We start from the raw sequence: 16564 nt of genomic DNA, 5'->3' as shown, positions 1-16564 counted from the left end.
CGGTCTCAGTTGGTGTTGGGGGGCTTCTCGCCGAACATCCAGCCCGCGTCGAGCTTCTCCCTGATCGGCGGCCACGCGCCCACCGTCGCGTGCGCCTTCCTCGGCAGCCCGTCGACGTTCCCCATGGCCACGGCGACGAAGAAGCCGATGATGGTCAGGAAGAACAGGCCGAACGGGACGACGAACGGGGCGCCCGCGGCGATCAGCACGACGGCGAGGGCGAGCCCGCCGGCGCAGCCGAGACCGCCGGCCAGCGCCACGGTCCGGCCGCGGCCGCGGTGCGCGGCGGCGCAGGCGGTGCAGCGCGGCACCGGGGCCGCCAGCTTCCGCCAGCGGATCTGGATCCCGTACCCGCTGTACTCCCGGGTGACGTCGCCGTACATCTTCTTCTCGTAGACGGCGCCGTCGTCGGCGGGCCGTTCGTCGCAGAACCAGCACGTGCCGTAGAGGAGGTTGTCTTCGGCGGTGTCGAGGTTCTTCTGGATCCGGGTCTTGATGGTGGCGGTGGCCGCGAGGGCCTCGGCGCGCTTCAGGATCCCTTCGGGCTTCGACCAGTCCCTGGTCTCGTTCCCGTAGATGATCGCGCACTGCTGGACGCGTTCGGCGATCTCGTCCCGGAGGCCCTCGAGCAGGGGTTCGTCCGGGGGCAGGACGGCGCCGAGCCCGTCCAGTACGGGTTCGGCCTCGGCGAGGACGCGCGCGGCCTCGTCGCAGCCGGTGTCGGGGGACGCGCCGGCCCGGTCGACCGCGGACCGCGCCAGCGCCTGGAGCCGGTCGGTCTCGGGGGCGACCGCGTCGCGCAGCGCGGTGTCGACGGTGGCGTCGTCGAAGCCGACGTGGTCCATCAGGAAGCTGAGCGTCCTCGCCCGCTCGGCACGGCCGTCCCGGTACTCGCGCACGGCCGCCTGCGCGGCGGTCGCCATGAGCGCGGCGGGCAGCCGTTCGCGCAGCTCGCCGGCCGTGCCGGGGCCGAGCCGCGGGTCGTCGGCCTCGCGGACGCGGGCGGCGACCAGGTCCCAGAACGGGTCGGTGTCCAGGACGGTCCGCCAGTGCCGCAGCGCCGGCTCCCAGAGGTCGCGGACGTCGCCGGAGCCCGCCTCCAGCGCGCGGGCGTGGGCGAGGACGGCGAGGTTGTGCGCGGCGACGGCCGCGGCGCGGCCCGGCGCGGGCTCGGTCCACAGCCGTTCGGCGTCCTCGATCCGGCCCTCGCCCAGGGCCTCCAGGGCTTCGTCCCGCGCACCCCGGACGGCCGCGTTATGCGCGGGCCAGAACCAGAACAGCTCGTCCTCGAGGCGGCGCAGCGGGTCGCGCAGCCGCTGGAGCGCCTCCTGGACGGCGTCCGGATCGGGCGGCGGGTCCAGCGGCAGCAGCGCCGAGCCGGTCCCGGCGTCCGCGCCGAGCCGCGCCTTGACGCGCAGTTCCTCCGCGCGGCGCCGGATGTCGCGGGCCGTCGCGTGGACGGGGAGGTCGGCGACCCGGAAGGGGTTCCGCCGGTACACCTCCGGGTCGACCCGGCCGAAGAAGGCCGCTCGCGTCCTCATCGGGGCCCCGCGGCGGAGACGCGCAGGCTGACCGTGCGGTTGCGCGGGTCGCCGGGGTCCGCGTCGCCGCCGTGCGGCGGCAGCATCCCGGCCAGCGTCGACAGCGTGAACCGGGTGGTGGGGATCCGCGCGGACGAGCGCAGCACCTCGCGGGCGACCGTCGCCCGCATCATCCCGATCTCGACGTTGCTCGCGTACTCCCCGCCGGGACGGACGGCCGTGCGGTCGGTGTGCCCGATCACCGCGACCGCGAGCCGGTCGCCCTGCGGGCGCAGCCGCTCGCCGAGCGCGGTGAGGGCGGCCCGGCCGTCCGGGGTGAGCGTCGCGCCGGCGTCGAAGAGCCCGCCCGCGAAGGTGACCGCGATCTCGCCGTCGCGGCGTTCCGCCCGCACCCCCGGGGCGTCCAGCCGCAGCCCGGCCAGGGGGTCGGCCGAGGCGGGCGGCGCACCGGACGGGGGCGGGGCGGCGGACGGCGGCGCGGGGCGGACGGCGGGACGGGCCGCGGGTTCGCCGTCGCCCGGCCAGAGTGCGGCGACCAGGACGATCGCGAGCAGCGCGGCGACGGCGGCACCCCCGCGCGGCAGGAGGCCCGCGGTGAGGGCGCGGCCGAATCCGGTGGACGCCCGCTTCGCGCGCAGCTCGGCGATGCGGGCGCGCCCCCGCGCCGCGTCGCCGTCGCCCGGGTCGAGGGCGGCGGCCTCGGCCCAGCAGCGGTCGGCGTCGTCGAACCGGCCCTGCTGCGCGTACATGCGGGCCCGCAGGTCGAGGACGGCGGCGCCGTGCTCGCCTTCGAGCACGGCCGTGGCCTCCGCGTACCGTCCGGCGCGGGCGAGCGTGCGGGCCTGCGCCAGCGCCGCCTCGCGCACCGTCCGGGACGCCGCCGAGGGCGCCGGCGCGGGGGCGTTCACCGGCCCCTCCGGACCGTGCTGGTGGCGAGCGGGGACACCGGGGTCGGGAGCATCTCGTCGAGCGCCGCGTTGACCTGCCGGAGCGTGTCGAGGTCGCCGGAGGCGGCGGCGCGCCGGCCGGTGGTGAACAGCCTGGCGGCCTCGTCCGGGTCGCGCATGTCCGGCTGCCGGGGCTCCAGCTGGCGGAAGATGATGTGGGGGAGGTCGCCGGACTCGTCCAGCACCCGTGCCGCGAGCCTGTACGCCTCGCCGACGCGCTGCCGCAGCAGTCCGGCGTCGTGCGCGGTGACCGCTTCCTGGACGGCGTCCACGGCGCCCTGCAGCATCGGCCGGTCGGCAGGCTTGGCGACCTCCTGCATGACCTCGCGCACCATCTGGACCGCGTCGTGCGCCTCCTGGGCGAGCTCGGGCCACTCGAGTTCGTCCTCGGCCTCGTCGACCGCGGCCCGCAGGTCGAGCAGCCGCCGGGCGGCGGCGGTGGCCGCGTCCGTGTCGACGGCGGCGGCGTCCACCTCGGCGTCGAGGTCGGGGACGATCCGTTCGGCCTCGATCCGCGCGAGCACCGCGGCGGCGCGCGCGTCGCCGTACTCGTCGGCACGGCGGCGCACCGCCGCCAGCCGCTTCTTCTCGGCCGCGACGTCGCGGCCGAGGTCGGCGGCGTCCGGGACGGAGCTCTGCAGGTTCAGGACGTGCTCGAACTCCTCGTCCAGGATCGGGACGTACGCGCGCGCGACCGCGAGCCTGGACTCGTCGACACCGATGGTCAACTCGACCTCGCTGCCCTCCGGCACGTCCCGGGTGACCTGCTCGGCGTCGACCTCCAGCCGGCCGATCCGGCGGTTGCGGTCGGCGCGGTGGTGCTCGCCCTCGACCACCGGAATGCGGATCATGCCCTCCCCGCTGCCGCGACTGAGCGCGACGGTCGTGGTCAGCCGCGTCCGGCGGCGGGCGGGCAGCGGGGTGCCCTTCTTGAACAGCCACTCGACCTCGTTGTCGGCCAGGCCGATGCCGATCGAGTGGGTGAGCGGCGGCTGCGTCTCGACGACGGCGACCCGGTAGGTCAGCGTCGCGGGCGTGATCGGGCGGCGGTCGCCGGTCGCGGTGATCAGCTCGATCTCGAAGGTGTTGAGGCGCCCCTTCTCGGCCCAGAGCGTCGCGGTGAACGTCCCGTCCGCCGACAGCGGGATCTGGCCGCTGCGCCACACGGGCTTGGTGTCGGGGTTGACGAACTGGATCGAGCAGCCGGCCGTGCCGGCGCCGGTGACCTTGCCGCCGACGAACGGTTCGATGTCGGGACCGGCCGGGCGGTACTCCAGTTCGATGGCGTACCCGCCGGTCGGCGGCGGCGGGGGCGGGCCGGCCGCGGCGGCGTCGATCCGCTGGGCGCCCGCGAAGATCGCGGCACCGCGGGCGACGGCGGTGAGCGGGTCCTGACCGTGGTCCAGCGCGATGCCGAGGCCCTCGCGCGGGTCGGCGAGCCGCTCGCGCAGGTACGGCATCAGCGTGGGGCCGCCCACCAGCAGGACCTTCTCGATGTCGCCGGGCCCGAGACCGCTCTCCGCCAGCGCCTTGCGGCTGTGGTTGACCGAGCGGACGATGAGCGGCTCCATCAGCCGCTCCACCTCGGCCCGCGCCAGGTCGTAGAGGAAGGGCCGCCGCGCGCCGGACGCGTCGACGACGTCGACCGTGATCGCGGCCTCCGGCGCCCGGGACAGCTGGATCTTCGCCCGCTCGGCGGCCGCCTTCAGCGTGGCGATGTTGAGGCGCTGCTCGGGGTTCCCGCGGCGCAGGTCGGTGACCTCGAACTCCGCCACGACCGCCGGGATCAGCAGCTCCTCGACGATCGCCCAGTCCAGCAGCTTGCCGCCCAGGTAGGTGTCACCGTGGTGGTTGACGACCGTGAACTCGCCGTCCCGCACGCTGATCACGGCCGCGTCGAACGTGCCGCCGCCGATGTCGTACACCAGCCGGAACGCGTTGCCGTCGTCGGCCTGGAAGCCGTAGGCGAACGCGGCGGCGGTGGGTTCCTGCAGCAGCGGCGCGAAGGTCAGGCCCGCCAGTTCGGCGGCACGCCGGGTGGCGTCGCAGGCCCCGAGGTCGAAGGCCGCCGGGACGGTGATGACCGCCGCGCCGATCTCCTCGCCGTGCTGCTGGGCGACGTCGCCGCGCAGCGACCGCAGCACCTCGGCCGACATCTCCTCGGGAGTCATCGACCGTCCGGCGGACGCGAACACCTTGGTCGTCCCCGTGTTGCCCATCTGGAGCTTGAACTCGAGGCAGGTGTTGTCGGGATCGTGCTCGCTGCGGTCCTTCGCCCGGAAACCGACGTGGAGGCGGCCCCGCGGATCGAGCATCACCGCGGACGGGGTCGTCTCGAGGCCGTCGTTGTTCTTGACGACCTCCGCGCCCACGCCGCCGAGCATCGCGATCGCGCTGTTGGTGGTGCCGAGGTCGATCCCGAAGTCGATCGTGGTCCTGGTCATCGTCCCCGCGTCTCCTCCATCGCCCCGGTCGTCGGTTCTTCGGCGGGCTCCGGGGTGCCCACGATGACCTCTGCCACCTGGATCGACCGGTCGTCGAGGTAGACGCCCGGCCGCAGGGTCTCGATGATCTGCTCGCGGCGCAGCCCCGGGGTGGGCTGGTAGGCGGCCACGGACATCACCAGCCCGAGGTCGAACGGCTCACCGATGTGGTCCTTGATCTCGACTCCGGCGTCGGTGAGCGCGTCCTGGGCCGCCTCCAGGTTCCGGACGAGCGCGCGCGGCGGATCGTCCATCCGCCGGATGCGCGTGCTCAGCCGCCACAGGCTCGTCGCCACCTCCGCGAGCGACCGTCCGGTGAGCCCGGCGGGCTCGGGGACGGGCTCCGGGACGGGGTCGGGGACGGGCACGTCGGTGACGGTGTCGGCGGCGGGCGTGGCGACGGCTTCGGCCGCCGCGGCGTCGGCGGCGGCTTTGGCGGCGGCCGCCTCCAGGCGCGCGAGCTCGGTGAGCTCGGCGAGCACGTCCGCGGGCCACGCCGGCGCCGCGATCCGGAACTCCCGGGGGTATCGCCATTGCCGGAACGCGCCCCGGCTCCCCGCGAAGATGCGTCCCATCCGGCGAGTTCCTCCCGATCATGACTGATACGGTGAGCGATTTTCGCGCCATGAAGTGGGACTGTCTAGGTCGGATTACCTTGTGCGGGGATCACTCCCGTGCCGTGGCCGGATTCGGCCATACCGCGACACCGAACTGAATCTTGTTCGGTCCCAAAATTTCCCGTATGCCCCAATAGTCCATTCCATGAACGGAGTCGGAGTTACCGAGATTCTCCACCGATCGTCTCAGCGGGCGACGTAGCCGCCGTCCACCGGCAGGGCCGTACCCGTGATGAACGACGCCTCGTCGGACGCGAGGAACAGCGCGGCGGCGGCGAGTTCCGAGGCCAGGCCCCAGCGGTTCATCGGCTGCATCGGCATTTTCGCGTCCGGCGGCGGGGCCGGGTTCTCCGCGGCGCCGGCCAGGTCGGTCCACGTCATGCCCGGACATATGGCGTTGACCCTGACGCCGTCCTCCGCGTAGTCGAGCGCCGCGCACTTCGTCATTTGCACGACCCCGCCTTTGGCCGCCGCGTAGACCGAGTGCTTCTTCCAGCCCACGAGCCCGGCCGACGACGCCGTGTTCACGACCGAGCCGCCGCCCGTCCGCAGCATCGCTTCGATGCCGTACTTCATGCCGAGGAACACGCCCTTGAGGTTCACGGCCACGACGTCGTCGAAGGTGCTCTCGTCCTGCTCGACGATCCGCTTGCGCGGGCCGCCGAACCCCGCGTTGTTGCACAGCACGTCGAGCCGTCCGAACCGGTCCTCGGCGGTCCCGATCATCGCCCGGACGTCGTCCGAGCGCGACACGTCGCAGTGCACGGCGACGGCCGTGTCGCCGATCTCGGCCGCGACGTCCTCCTGCCGCCCGCTGCGGTCGGCGCACACGACCCGCGCCCCGTGCGCCGCGAACAGGGTCGCCATGGACCTCCCGATTCCCGCGCCCGCCCCGGTGATGATCGCGACCTTCCCGGCGAGCCGCTCGCTTCCGGACTCCATGGCGTCCTTCCTTTCCTGCCTAGACGTTCGTGACGGTGGTGGTCCGGTGCCGCGCCAGCAGCGCGAGTTCCGGGTCGTGCTTGGCGACGAGCTGGCGGACGCGCGCCTCGGCGAGCGGCCCGAGACCGTCGTAGACGCCCGCGAAGATCCGCCGGGCACGGCGTCCCGGCCAGCCGGGCGGGAACAGGCTCTCCGGCAGTTCCGGATCGACGCTCAGCAGCTCGCGCCAGCTCTCCTTGACGTCCGTCCGGGCCACCAGCGCCTCCGCCGCGCCCACCCGGCCGTGCTCGACCCGCTCGAGCAGCGGCCCGAACTTCGCGATGTACTCCGCGTAGCGGGCCTCGATCGCGTCGACGTCCCAGGCGGTGAGCGGGTCGCCGCCGCCCGCCGCGTACGTCACCTCCGAGCGCAGCACGGTCGCGTCCGCCACGCCGACGCTCTCGAGCAGCTCGACGCTCTGGTCGCGGTCGGCGCGCGGCGACACCCACACGTTGTCGTACAGCGGGGCGTAGCCGAGGTAGCGCAGCCGCGTCCGCACGACGTGCCGCAGGTCGCGCCGCTCCTCGGGGACGGAGAACATGACGGTCGTCCACGCCCCGTCCCAGGGCCGGTCCTCGGCCCGGAACCGGACGACGCGTTCCTGGATCTGGTCCAGCGGGCGCGCCGCGGTCTCCGTCAGCCGGTAGTACGTCCGGCGGCCCTTCTTGGTGGCCTCCAGGACGTTCCGCCGGGCGAGGCGGGCGATCGCGGCGCGCGCGCTGGGCGCCGTGTTGTCGAACTCGGTCAGCAGCTCGACCATCGCCGCGGACGGCAGGTACGCGTCGCGGTCGAGCCAGTAGTCCATGAAGAGCCCGAGGACGAGGTGCTGCGGGTTCGACCCGACCTGCACGCGCGGCAGGTCCACGGCGACCTCGCCCCCGGTCCCGAGGACTGTCCCGACGGCGCTCTCGACGGCGGCTTCCGCTTGGGTGTCCATCACGCCGGAAGGCTATCCGCGCGGGCCGGTCGCACCGGCGCGTCCAGCCCGTCCGCCCCGGGCACCGCGTCCGTCGTCTCCACGGCGCCCATCAGGTGTTGCGCCCGCCGTTCACGCCGATGATCTGGCCGGTGATGTACCCGGCCTCGTCGGACGCGAGGAAGGCGCACGCGGCGGCGATGTCCTCCGGGGTGCCCGGCCGCCGCACGGGCGTCCGCTCGGCGTGGTCGTCCACCGTCCCGCCGAACATCCCGCGCCGCTCCGACTCGCGCAGCATCGGCGTGTCGATGAAGCCCGGCGGGATCGTGTTGGCGGTGATCCCCTTCGGCCCGAACTCCAGCGCGAGCGACTTGGTGAACCCGATCAGCCCCGCCTTCGACGACACGTAGTGGGCCATGTACTCCTGCCCGCCCTGGGCGCTGGACGAGGAGATGTTCACGATCCGGCCCCAGCCGGCGTCGATCATGTCGGGCAGGACGGCCTGCGTGCAGTGGAACGGGCCGTCCAGGTTCACCGCCATGACCCGGCGCCACTTCTCCTCCGTGATCGACATGAACTCCCGGAACGCGGTGATCCCGGCGTTGTTCACGAGGACGAGCACGGGCCCGAGTTCCGCGCGGACGCGGGCGATCGCCGCGTCCACCTTCGCCCGGTCCGAGACGTCGGCGTCGCCGACGGCGAGCGCCGTCCCGCCCGCGTCCCGCACCTCGGCCGCGACCTTCTCCGCGCCGCCCGCGTCGATGTCGAGGATCGCGACCGCCAGGCCGTCCCGGGCGAGGCGGTGCACGATCGCCCGTCCCATGCCGGAGCCGCCGCCGGTGACCACGGCCACCCGCGCCCCGCCCGCGTTCGGGCCCGTGTTCCCGCCCGTGTCCGTTCCGCTCATGCCACGGCCTCCTCTCCGGCGAGGCTGGTGCGGTGCATCAGCCGCCGCGACGTCTCGGCGTACGGTTGCGCGCGGTGCAGCATGCCGGTGTTGTCCCAGATGACGAGGTCGCCGGGCCGCCAGCGGTGCCGGACGGTGAACTCCGGCCGGGTCGCCCAGTCGAGGAGCCGGTCGAGCAGCGCCCGTCCGGCCGCGGCGGGACGGCCGACGATCTCGCCGGCCGTCGCGCCGATCAGCAGCGACCTGCGGCCGCTGCGGCGCGTCCAGACGAGCGGGTGCTCGCGCGCGGGCACCTTGTCCCACGCCGCCCGCTCCTTCGGGGACGGGTCGGGGTACACCAGCGACTGCGAGGCGGCGAAGCTGTGCACGACGCGCAGGTCCGCCAGCTCCTCCTTCTCCCGCTCGGGCAGTGCCTCGTAGGCCGCGTAGGTGTTGGCGAACTCGGTGTCGCCGCTGCCGTCGTCCGACACCTGCCGCGCGGTGAGCAGCGTCGACTTGTTCGGCACGCTGTCGGTGGTGCCGTCGATGTGCCAGAAGAACGTTGCCTCGCGGTACGCCGCGAGCTTGCTCTGCGACGCGTCCCGCGTGATCTTCTGGATCTCCCTGCGCTCGTGCCCGCCCATCGCGAGCGGGACGACGTCGCCGAGCAGCGCGCTGAACGCGACGAGGTCGTCGTCGGCGATGTCGGCGTCGCGGTAGACGACGACGCCGTACCGCTCCAGCGCGGCGGCGCACTCGGCGGCGACGTCCCGGTCGACGAGCGCGCGGCCGTGCAGGCCCGTGATCTCCAGTCCGGTGGTCGGCCCCAGCGGGGTGGAGGTGATCGGCATGCGTCTCCCCCGGGTCAGACGGCCGGTTCGGCCGTCGTGTTGAAGAACGCGGCGCCCGAGTCGGGGATGCGCGGCTGCATGAACACGTTGACCGCGTACGAGACGAGGATCATCGAGTAGAGCAGCTGGAGCAGGCGCGCGTCGTCGTCGGCGAGGTCGTCCAGGTCGCGCCCGTTGAGGTACTCGATCGCCTCCTCGGCGCGCGGGGCGATCGCGTCGTAGAACTCCTCGAGCTCGCCGTACTTCTTCGACAGGCGCATGTCGTAGCGCTCCTGCCGGGTGGGACGCGCCCAGTCGGCGACCCACGGCTCGAGATCGGCGAACCGCGCGGGCAGGGTGGACGCGGTTCCGATGGACGTGACGGCCGACATCAGCTCTCCTTCGCGTCGCGCGCCTGGTGCGCGGCGACGGTGTCGCGGACGGTCTTGTGGAACTTGCGGATGAGCAGCTCCTGGTCGCTGAGGTGGAACTGCCGGTTGGCGCGGGTGGACAGGCCCTGCTGGGTGGCCTCGATCGTGTTCACGTCCTGCATGGCGAACTCGATGGTGCTGTCGACGATGAGTTCCTGCGCCAGCCGCTCCTGGGCGTTCTTCGGCGGGACGAAGTAGAGGTCGATGTCGTAGGTGTGCTTGTCGACCGCCTCGGGCCAGTACGTGTAGGTGATGTAGAAGCCGCGGGCCCAGATCTGCACCGACAGGTTCGGGAACAGCCAGAACTGGTCGTTACCCCACGACTTGATCTTCCCCTTGTTGAGGAACTCGGGGAGCGGGCCGATGTCGGGCACGTCGTCGGGGCCGAACAGGCCGGCCCGGAACAGCCGGTAGACCCACTTCTGGTCGCGCGCGGCGGCCCCGGCCGTCCCGGGCTCGCGCGGCGGGAGCGGCGGCGGGCCGGGCACGGACGTGAGCATGTGCGGCGTGAACAGGTCGTAGTGGTAGGAGTCCGGCGGCGGAACCATCTTCTCCGCCTTCGCGATGTCCTTGTCGATGAACCGCGCGTGGACGTACGGCGGGTGGTACCACTCGCAGACCGAGTCGACCGCGAGCTTCCAGTTGCCGCGGATCGGCGCCGAGAAGCCGTAGTGCTGCGTCATCTTGTCGAACGGGTACGCCTCCAGTTCCAGGAGGCGGTCGCCGAGGTAGGTGCGCAGCGGGACGGGGTCGTCCGCGAGGTTCACGAAGATGAACCCGGCGAACTCCTCGCAGTGGACCGGCGGCATCCGCAGCGCGTCCTTGTCGAGGCCGAAGAACTCCTCCTCGTTCGTGACGTGGGTGACGCGCCCGTCCAGCCCGTACCGCCAGCCGTGGTACTTGCAGGCGAACTCGCGGCAGGAGCCCTTCGACTCCTCCTGCGGGTGCTCCTGCCAGACGACCTTGTTGCCGCGGTGGGCGCACACGTTGTGGAACGCGTTGACGACCCCGTCCTTGCGGCGCGACACGACGATCGAGGCGAGCCCGTTCAGCTCGCGGGTGAAGAACGTCCCCGGGCGCGGCAGCCGCTCCGAGCGGCCCACGTACAGCCACGACCGGCGGAAGACCGCCTCCCGCTCGGCCTCGAAGAACTCGGGCGAGATCGAGTCCTCGTAGGACACCGGGCCGGTGTCGAGCTCCTCGTACAGGGGGGTGAACTTGCCCTTCCCCGTGGCCAGGCGCTGTTGCAGCTCCGTCATGACCTGTCTCCTTGGCTTGGCGTCCCGCCGATACTAATCACTTTTTCGTCTTGAGAACAAACTTCTGTATTGCTTTCTGTCGAGGGTCGGTCCGGGGGGCACGTTCGCGGGTCACGTCCACGGCTTGTCGTCCCAGGCGCGGTCGAGGGGCGCCATCCCGCCGCCGAACGGGAAGAACTCCTGCTGCGCGTACGTCTCGCGGGCGAGCCCGTGGCCGAGTTCGTTCAGGTAGGCGCGCTTGAGGTTCTGGGTGAACAGCTGCCGGGTGTAGCGCAGGACGAGCGGGGGCCGCTTCACCAGCTCGCGGGCCAGCTCCCACGCCCGGTCGAGCACCTGGTCCTTCGGCAGGACCTCGTTGACCGCGCCCCACTCCAGGGCCTCCCGCGCGCCCAGCTTCTTGCCGGTCAGCAGCAGGTAGTGCGCCCGCGTCGGGCCGACGACGTGCTCCCAGATGACGTGCTGGCCGTCGCCCGGCACCTGGCCGCGCGGGAAGTGCGAGACGTCCTGGAAGTACGCGTCCTCCGAGGCCAGGACGATGTCGCCCATCAGCGGCACCTCGGAGTGGATGTTGCACGGGCCGTTGACGACGCTGATCATCGGCACGTCGACGTCGAGGACGTTCAGCTGCAGGTTGCGGTTGTACCAGGCCTTCTCGTCCAGCTTGTGCAGGCCCCGGACGCCGGGCATCGCGTCGTAGATCGGCGGGTCGGGCAGCTCGCCGTTCGGCAGCAGGCCCCAATCCGCGTTGTAGTTCTCGCCGGTCCCGGTGTGGATGAGGAGCTTGATCTCCCGGTCGCCGGCGACGTCGGCGAACGCGTCCGCCATGTCGTCGTGCGACTTCCAGTCCCACACGAGGCTGCCGCCGTCGGTGTGGCACTGCATGAGCAGGATGCCGTCGTCGCTCAGCTCGAACCGGTAGTTCGGGTAGCTGTCCTTGTACTCGGCGTACCTGGCGCGCTTCACCATCGGGGACCTCTCCCTGTTGTGCGACAAACTTCTGATGTACGGTGCCAAATATGCATCCTTTTCGCTTCGCCGTCCAGGCGACGAAGGCGACCTCGGGCGAGGAGTGGCGCGACCTCGCCCGCAGGGCCGAGGACCTCGGGTACGCGACGCTGTTCGTGTCCGACCACTACCTCGGCCCGGGCCGGGCGGCCCGCGAGTCGCGGCTGCCGCCGCAGCACCTCGCGCCGATCGCCGCGATGGCGACCGCGGCCGCCGTGACCCGCACGCTCCGCGTCGGCTGCCGCGTGTTCTGCGCGGACTACCACGTCCCGGCCGTCCTCGCGAAGGAGGCCGCGACCATCGACCTGCTGTCGGACGGACGCCTCGAGTTCGGCATCGGCGCGGGCTGGAGCCCCCTCGAGTACCGGGCGATGGGCCTGGAGTTCGCGGCGCCCGGCCGCCGCGTCGACAAGCTCACGGAGGTCGTCGCGCTGGTCAAGGCGCACTGGAGCGGCGAGCCGCTCGAACTGCACGGCGAGCACGCGACCGCCGCCGGCTACGCGGGCCTGCCGCATCCGGTGCAGCGCCCCCGGCCGCCGATCATGATCGGCGGCGCGCGGCGGCGCGTCCTGTCGCTGGCCGCCCGCGAGGCCGACATCGTCAGCATCAACAACGTCCCGTTCGACGCGGTGAACGACGCCGGACGGACGCCGCCGCAGGAGGCCGCGCACCGGTTCGGCCTCGTCCGGGACGCGGCGGGCGCGCGGCTCTCGGAGATCGAGATCGAGGCGTCGCCGTTCTTCACCGCCGTCACCGATGATCCGGACGCGGCCGTCAAGCGGGTCGCCGACGTCATGGGGGTGCCGCCGGACGGCCTCCCCGACCACCCGAACGTGCTGGTCGGCTCGCTGGACGAGGTCGCCGACCGGCTCACCGAGCGCCGCGAGACCTACGGCGCGAACTACATCAGCGTCCAGCAGCGGGAGATGGAGCGCTTCGCGCCCGTCGTCTCCCGGCTCGCCGGGAAATAGGGAGAGGGAGCATGGTCGAGCAGAAGCGGCTGTTCATCGGCGGAGAGTGGACCGACCCGAGCACGAGCGGCGTCATCGACGTCGTGTCGCCGCACACCGAGGAGGTCATCGCGTCCGTCGCGGGCGCCGCCCCGGCCGACGCCGACCGCGCCGTCGCGGCGGCCCGCACCGCGTTCGACGACGGCCCGTGGCCCCGGCTCGACCCGGCCGAGCGCGCCGCCGCGATCCGCCGGCTCGCCGGGCTGTACAAGGCGCGCCGCAAGGAGATGGCGCAGCTCATCAGCTCGGAGATGGGTGCGCCCATCACGTTCTCGAAGTTCTCGCAGGCGACGCTGCCGATGGTGCTGATGAACGCGTTCGCCGACATCGCCGACTCGGTCGCGTGGGAGCAGTCCCGGCCCGGGAAGTTCGGCGCGGACGTGCTCGTCCGCAAGGAGCCGGTCGGCGTCGTCGCGGGGATCGTCCCGTGGAACATGCCGCAGTTCCTGCTGGTCGGCAAGCTCGCACCCGCCCTCGTCGCCGGGTGCACCATCGTCGTCAAGCCGTCCCCGGAGACCCCGCTGGACGCGCTGCTGCTCGCCGAGCTCGTCGCGGAGGCCGGGATCCCGCCGGGCGTCGTGAGCATCCTGCCCGCCGGACCGGACGTGGGACGGCACCTCGTGTCGCACCCCGGCGTCGACAAGGTGTCGTTCACCGGGTCCACCGCCGCCGGACGGGACGTCGCGCAGGCGTGCGGCGCCGCGCTGAAGCGGGCGAGCCTCGAACTCGGCGGGAAGTCCGCCGCGATCGTCCTGGACGACGCCGACCCGGCCGCCGTCGCCGAGGGGGTCAAGGTCGCCGGGCTGATGAACAGCGGGCAGGCGTGCGTGGCCCAGACCCGTATCCTCGTCCCCCGCAGCCGGTACGACGAGCACGTCGGCGCGCTCGCGGACATGATGGCCTCGCTCCGGACCGGCGACCCCGCCGACCCCGCCACCGAGGTCGGCCCCCTCGTCGCGCGCCGCCAGCAGGAGCGCGTCCGGGGGTACATCGAGGCGGGACGGAACGAGGGCGCGCGGGTCGTCGTCGGGGGCGCCGGCATGCCGGACGGCCTCGACCGCGGCTGGTACGTCCGTCCGACGCTGTTCGCCGACGTCGACAACTCCATGCGGATCGCGCGCGAGGAGATCTTCGGGCCCGTCCTGTCCGTCATCGCGCACGACGGCGACGACGACGCCGTCAAGATCGCGAACGACTCCGAGTACGGGCTGTCGGGCTCGGTCTGGACGGCCGACTCCGGCCGCGGCCTGACGGTCGCGCGCGGCGTCCGCACCGGGTCGTTCGGCGTCAACCAGCCGTACAGCATGGACCCCGCGGCGCCGTTCGGCGGCATGAAGGCCAGCGGCATCGGGCGCGAGCTCGGTCCCGAGGGCCTCGACGGCTACCTGGAGTCCAAGGCCATCTCGCTCGCGGCGGAGGGCTGAGATGCCACCGGGAACGGAACCGTCCGGGGACGCCGGTGAGCAGGGGCACACGCCGTCGTCCGAGGCGACCGAACCGCCGGAGGACACCGGGCGGCGCGGCCCGCTGCACGGCGTCCGGGTCATCGAGGCGGCCACGCTCGCCGCGGGCCCCTGGGTCGCCACCGCGCTCGGCGAGTTCGGCGCCGAGGTCATCAAGATCGAGCAGCCGCGCACCGGCGACCCGATGCGCACGTGGGGCGAGCGCCGCGACGGCATCGGGCTCGTGTGGAAGTCCATCAGCCGCAACAAGAAGTGCGCGACCCTCGACCTGCGCCGCGCCGAGGGCCAGGACCTCCTGCACCGGCTGCTCGGCACCGCGGACGTCCTCGTCGTCGGCAACCGGCCGTCCGCCCTCGCCCGCTGGGGCATCGACTACGAGTCCGTGCACGCCGCGCACCCGCACATCGTGTACGCGCACATCAGCGGGTACGGGCGCGGCGGGCCCAAGAGCGACCGTCCGGGGTACGGGACGCTCGCCGAGGCGATGAGCGGGTTCGCGCACCTCACCGGGCAGGCCGACGGCCCGCCGACGCTCCCCCCGTTCATGCTCGCCGACGGCGTCGCGGGCCTCGCCGCGACGTACGCGGTGATGATGGCGCTGTACCACCGGGACGTCCACGGCGCCCCCGGCCAGCTCGTCGACGTCAACCTCATCGAGCCGCTCACCCGCCTCCTGGAGACCTCGACCCTCACCTACGACCAGCTCGGCACCGTCAAGCGCCGCGCCGGGAACCGGCTCGACGCCAGCGCCCCCCGCAACGCCTACCGCACGTCCGACGGCGAATGGCTCGCGATCTCCAGCGCGTCCCCGAGCATCGCCGTCCGCGTGTTCCGCGCCATCGACCGTCCCGACCTCGCCGAGGACCCCGACTACGTCGACCCCGTCCGCCGCCAGGAACGGGCCGTCGAGGTGGACGGCCTCGTCGCCGCGTGGATCGCGGACCGCACCCTCGACGAGGCCATGGCGGTGTTCGAGAAGGCCGAGGTCACCGCCGCGCCCGTCTACGACGCGCCCGGCCTGCTCGCCGACGAGCACCTCCGGGCCCGCGGCACGTTCCTGCCCGTGGACGACCCCGACTTCGGCACCGTCACCGTGCAGGCCCCCGTCGCCCGGCTCAGCGACACCCCCGGACGCGTCGAGCACCTCGGCCGCCCGCTCGGCGCCGACAACGCCCACGTGTACGGCGACCTGCTCGGACTCGCACCCGGCGAGATCGACGCCCTCGAATCCGAAGGGATCATCTGATGCGGCCGAGACGCTCGGAGCTGGCGACCCCCGCGAACGACGCGCGGATGTGCGAGAAGGCCGCGAAGTCCGGCGCCGACCTCGTCTTCCTCGACCTCGAGGACGCGTGCGCCCCCGCCGCCAAGGAGGCCGCCCGCGCGACCGCCGTCGCCGCGCTCACCGGGCACGACTGGGGACGCACCGCCCGCGCCGTCCGCGTGAACGGGCTCGACACCCGGTGGTGCCACGACGACGTCATCGAGGTCGTCACCGGCGCCCGCGACGCCCTCGACGTCCTCATCGTCCCGAAGGCCCGCACCGCCCGCGACGTCTGGTGGGTGGACGTCCTGCTCACCCAGCTGGAGGAGAAGCTGGACCTGCGGAAGCGCATCGGCCTCGAAGTCCTCATCGAGGAGGCCGAGGGCCTCGCGAACGCGACCGAGATCGCCCGCGCCTCGTCCCGCCTCGAAGCCGTCATCTTCGGCGCGGGTGACCTGTCCGCGTCCATGCACGCCCGCGTCGACGGCAACTTCGACCCGCTCGGCGACTACCCGGGCGACTTCTGGCACCACGCGCGCGTCCAGGTCCTGACCGCCGCCCGCACCGCCGGCGTCGACGCGATCGACGCCCCGTACCCCGCGTACCGCGACCCCGACGGCTACCGCCGCGCCGCCGTCCACGCGTCCCTGCTCGGCTTCGACGGCAAGTGGGCGATCCACCCGTCCCAGATCCCGATCGCGAACGAGGTCTTCGCCCCGACACCCGACGAGATCGCCGAGGCCCGCGAGGCGATGGACGTGTACGGCAGCGCGTCCGACTCCGGCACCGGCGCGATCGGCCGCGACGGCCGGCTCGTCGACGCCGCCCACATGCGCCTCGCCGAGAACACCCTCCGCAAGGCGGCCCTCGCCGGTCTCCACCCGCCCGAGTGAGATTCTCGGTAGTTTTGTCGGGCATCGCCCCACCATGC

Annotated in this window: 15 protein-coding genes; 4 read left to right on the top strand and 11 right to left on the bottom strand. The window is 73.0% G+C overall.

The window, feature by feature from the left end; genetic code table 11:
• Positions 1 to 5 precede the first annotated feature (5 nt).
• From F7P10_RS26980 to F7P10_RS26930, 11 genes are all read right to left on the bottom strand, one after another.
• Positions 6 to 1541, bottom strand: coding sequence for a hypothetical protein (locus F7P10_RS26980; protein WP_151013380.1), 1536 nt, complete (start codon positions 1539 to 1541; stop codon positions 6 to 8).
• Positions 1538 to 2449, bottom strand: coding sequence for a tetratricopeptide repeat protein (locus F7P10_RS26975; protein WP_151013378.1), 912 nt, complete (start codon positions 2447 to 2449; stop codon positions 1538 to 1540). Before F7P10_RS26975 ends, F7P10_RS26980 begins: the two co-directional genes overlap by 4 nt.
• Positions 2446 to 4932, bottom strand: a complete 2487-nt coding sequence (locus F7P10_RS26970) for an Hsp70 family protein (RefSeq protein ID WP_151013377.1) — start codon at positions 4930 to 4932, stop codon at positions 2446 to 2448. The genes F7P10_RS26975 and F7P10_RS26970 overlap by 4 nt, the downstream gene beginning before the upstream one ends.
• Complete coding sequence (locus tag F7P10_RS26965) at positions 4929 to 5546, bottom strand: hypothetical protein (RefSeq protein WP_151013375.1); 618 nt, start codon at positions 5544 to 5546, stop codon at positions 4929 to 4931. Before F7P10_RS26965 ends, F7P10_RS26970 begins: the two co-directional genes overlap by 4 nt.
• Before the next feature lie 228 nt (positions 5547 to 5774).
• Positions 5775 to 6530 carry an SDR family NAD(P)-dependent oxidoreductase gene (locus tag F7P10_RS26960; protein WP_151013373.1) on the bottom strand — a complete coding sequence of 252 codons (756 nt, stop codon included), beginning with the start codon at positions 6528 to 6530 and terminating at the stop codon, positions 5775 to 5777.
• Between the two features lie 19 nt (positions 6531 to 6549).
• Positions 6550 to 7506, bottom strand: coding sequence for a PaaX family transcriptional regulator C-terminal domain-containing protein (locus F7P10_RS26955; RefSeq protein ID WP_254716805.1), 957 nt, complete (start codon positions 7504 to 7506; stop codon positions 6550 to 6552).
• 91 nt (positions 7507 to 7597) lie between these two features.
• Positions 7598 to 8392, bottom strand: coding sequence for an SDR family NAD(P)-dependent oxidoreductase (locus tag F7P10_RS26950; RefSeq protein ID WP_151013370.1), 795 nt, complete (start codon positions 8390 to 8392; stop codon positions 7598 to 7600).
• A complete protein-coding gene (locus F7P10_RS26945; protein WP_151013368.1) occupies positions 8389 to 9222 on the bottom strand; it encodes a TauD/TfdA family dioxygenase in 834 nt (277 codons plus the stop codon). The genes F7P10_RS26950 and F7P10_RS26945 overlap by 4 nt, the downstream gene beginning before the upstream one ends.
• Positions 9223 to 9236: 14 nt before the next feature.
• Positions 9237 to 9593 (bottom strand): hypothetical protein, encoded by a 357-nt coding sequence (locus F7P10_RS26940; RefSeq protein ID WP_151013366.1) that lies wholly within the window; start codon positions 9591 to 9593, stop codon positions 9237 to 9239.
• Positions 9593 to 10891: an SRPBCC family protein gene (locus tag F7P10_RS26935; protein ID WP_151013364.1), complete on the bottom strand. Its 1299-nt coding sequence runs from the start codon at positions 10889 to 10891 to the stop codon at positions 9593 to 9595. The genes F7P10_RS26940 and F7P10_RS26935 overlap by 1 nt, the downstream gene beginning before the upstream one ends.
• A 111-nt stretch (positions 10892 to 11002) precedes the next feature.
• Positions 11003 to 11857: an enoyl-CoA hydratase/isomerase family protein gene (locus F7P10_RS26930; protein ID WP_151013362.1), complete on the bottom strand. Its 855-nt coding sequence runs from the start codon at positions 11855 to 11857 to the stop codon at positions 11003 to 11005.
• 50 nt (positions 11858 to 11907) lie between these two features.
• Between F7P10_RS26930 and F7P10_RS26925 the strand changes: the two genes are divergently transcribed.
• From F7P10_RS26925 to F7P10_RS26910, 4 genes are read left to right on the top strand one after another with little or no spacing between them, the layout of a single operon-like run.
• The gene (locus F7P10_RS26925) at positions 11908 to 12867 is read left to right on the top strand and encodes a TIGR03621 family F420-dependent LLM class oxidoreductase (protein WP_151013360.1); all 960 of its coding nucleotides are present in this window, start codon (positions 11908 to 11910) and stop codon (positions 12865 to 12867) included.
• Between the two features lie 11 nt (positions 12868 to 12878).
• Positions 12879 to 14330 (top strand): aldehyde dehydrogenase, encoded by a 1452-nt coding sequence (locus tag F7P10_RS26920; protein WP_151013358.1) that lies wholly within the window; start codon positions 12879 to 12881, stop codon positions 14328 to 14330.
• Between the two features lies 1 nt (position 14331).
• Positions 14332 to 15615: a CaiB/BaiF CoA-transferase family protein gene (locus F7P10_RS26915; RefSeq protein ID WP_151013356.1), complete on the top strand. Its 1284-nt coding sequence runs from the start codon at positions 14332 to 14334 to the stop codon at positions 15613 to 15615.
• Positions 15615 to 16526: a CoA ester lyase gene (locus F7P10_RS26910; RefSeq protein ID WP_151013354.1), complete on the top strand. Its 912-nt coding sequence runs from the start codon at positions 15615 to 15617 to the stop codon at positions 16524 to 16526. The genes F7P10_RS26915 and F7P10_RS26910 overlap by 1 nt, the downstream gene beginning before the upstream one ends.
• Positions 16527 to 16564 lie beyond the last annotated feature (38 nt).

The organism is Actinomadura sp. WMMB 499 (assembly GCF_008824145.1).
Classification (GTDB): domain Bacteria; phylum Actinomycetota; class Actinomycetes; order Streptosporangiales; family Streptosporangiaceae; genus Spirillospora.
The sequence above is the reverse complement of the archived record's forward strand: the minus strand, read 5'-3'. Positions and strand labels throughout refer to the sequence as shown.

What these genes read in the sequence shown, in the direction of transcription:
- F7P10_RS26915 (WP_151013356.1), top strand. Translation starts at nt 14,332, where the DNA reads ATGCCACCGGGAACGGAACCGTCCGGGGACGCCGGTGAGCAGGGGCAC.
- F7P10_RS26925 (WP_151013360.1), top strand. Translation starts at nt 11,908, where the DNA reads ATGCATCCTTTTCGCTTCGCCGTCCAGGCGACGAAGGCGACCTCGGGC.
- F7P10_RS26945 (WP_151013368.1), bottom strand. Translation starts at nt 9,222, where the DNA reads ATGCCGATCACCTCCACCCCGCTGGGGCCGACCACCGGACTGGAGATC.
- F7P10_RS26965 (WP_151013375.1), bottom strand. Translation starts at nt 5,546, where the DNA reads ATGGGACGCATCTTCGCGGGGAGCCGGGGCGCGTTCCGGCAATGGCGA.
- F7P10_RS26955 (WP_254716805.1), bottom strand. Translation starts at nt 7,506, where the DNA reads ATGGACACCCAAGCGGAAGCCGCCGTCGAGAGCGCCGTCGGGACAGTC.
- F7P10_RS26980 (WP_151013380.1), bottom strand. Translation starts at nt 1,541, where the DNA reads ATGAGGACGCGAGCGGCCTTCTTCGGCCGGGTCGACCCGGAGGTGTAC.
- F7P10_RS26970 (WP_151013377.1), bottom strand. Translation starts at nt 4,932, where the DNA reads ATGACCAGGACCACGATCGACTTCGGGATCGACCTCGGCACCACCAAC.
- F7P10_RS26930 (WP_151013362.1), bottom strand. Translation starts at nt 11,857, where the DNA reads ATGGTGAAGCGCGCCAGGTACGCCGAGTACAAGGACAGCTACCCGAAC.
- F7P10_RS26935 (WP_151013364.1), bottom strand. Translation starts at nt 10,891, where the DNA reads ATGACGGAGCTGCAACAGCGCCTGGCCACGGGGAAGGGCAAGTTCACC.
- F7P10_RS26960 (WP_151013373.1), bottom strand. Translation starts at nt 6,530, where the DNA reads ATGGAGTCCGGAAGCGAGCGGCTCGCCGGGAAGGTCGCGATCATCACC.
- F7P10_RS26950 (WP_151013370.1), bottom strand. Translation starts at nt 8,392, where the DNA reads ATGAGCGGAACGGACACGGGCGGGAACACGGGCCCGAACGCGGGCGGG.
- F7P10_RS26920 (WP_151013358.1), top strand. Translation starts at nt 12,879, where the DNA reads ATGGTCGAGCAGAAGCGGCTGTTCATCGGCGGAGAGTGGACCGACCCG.
- F7P10_RS26940 (WP_151013366.1), bottom strand. Translation starts at nt 9,593, where the DNA reads ATGTCGGCCGTCACGTCCATCGGAACCGCGTCCACCCTGCCCGCGCGG.
- F7P10_RS26910 (WP_151013354.1), top strand. Translation starts at nt 15,615, where the DNA reads ATGCGGCCGAGACGCTCGGAGCTGGCGACCCCCGCGAACGACGCGCGG.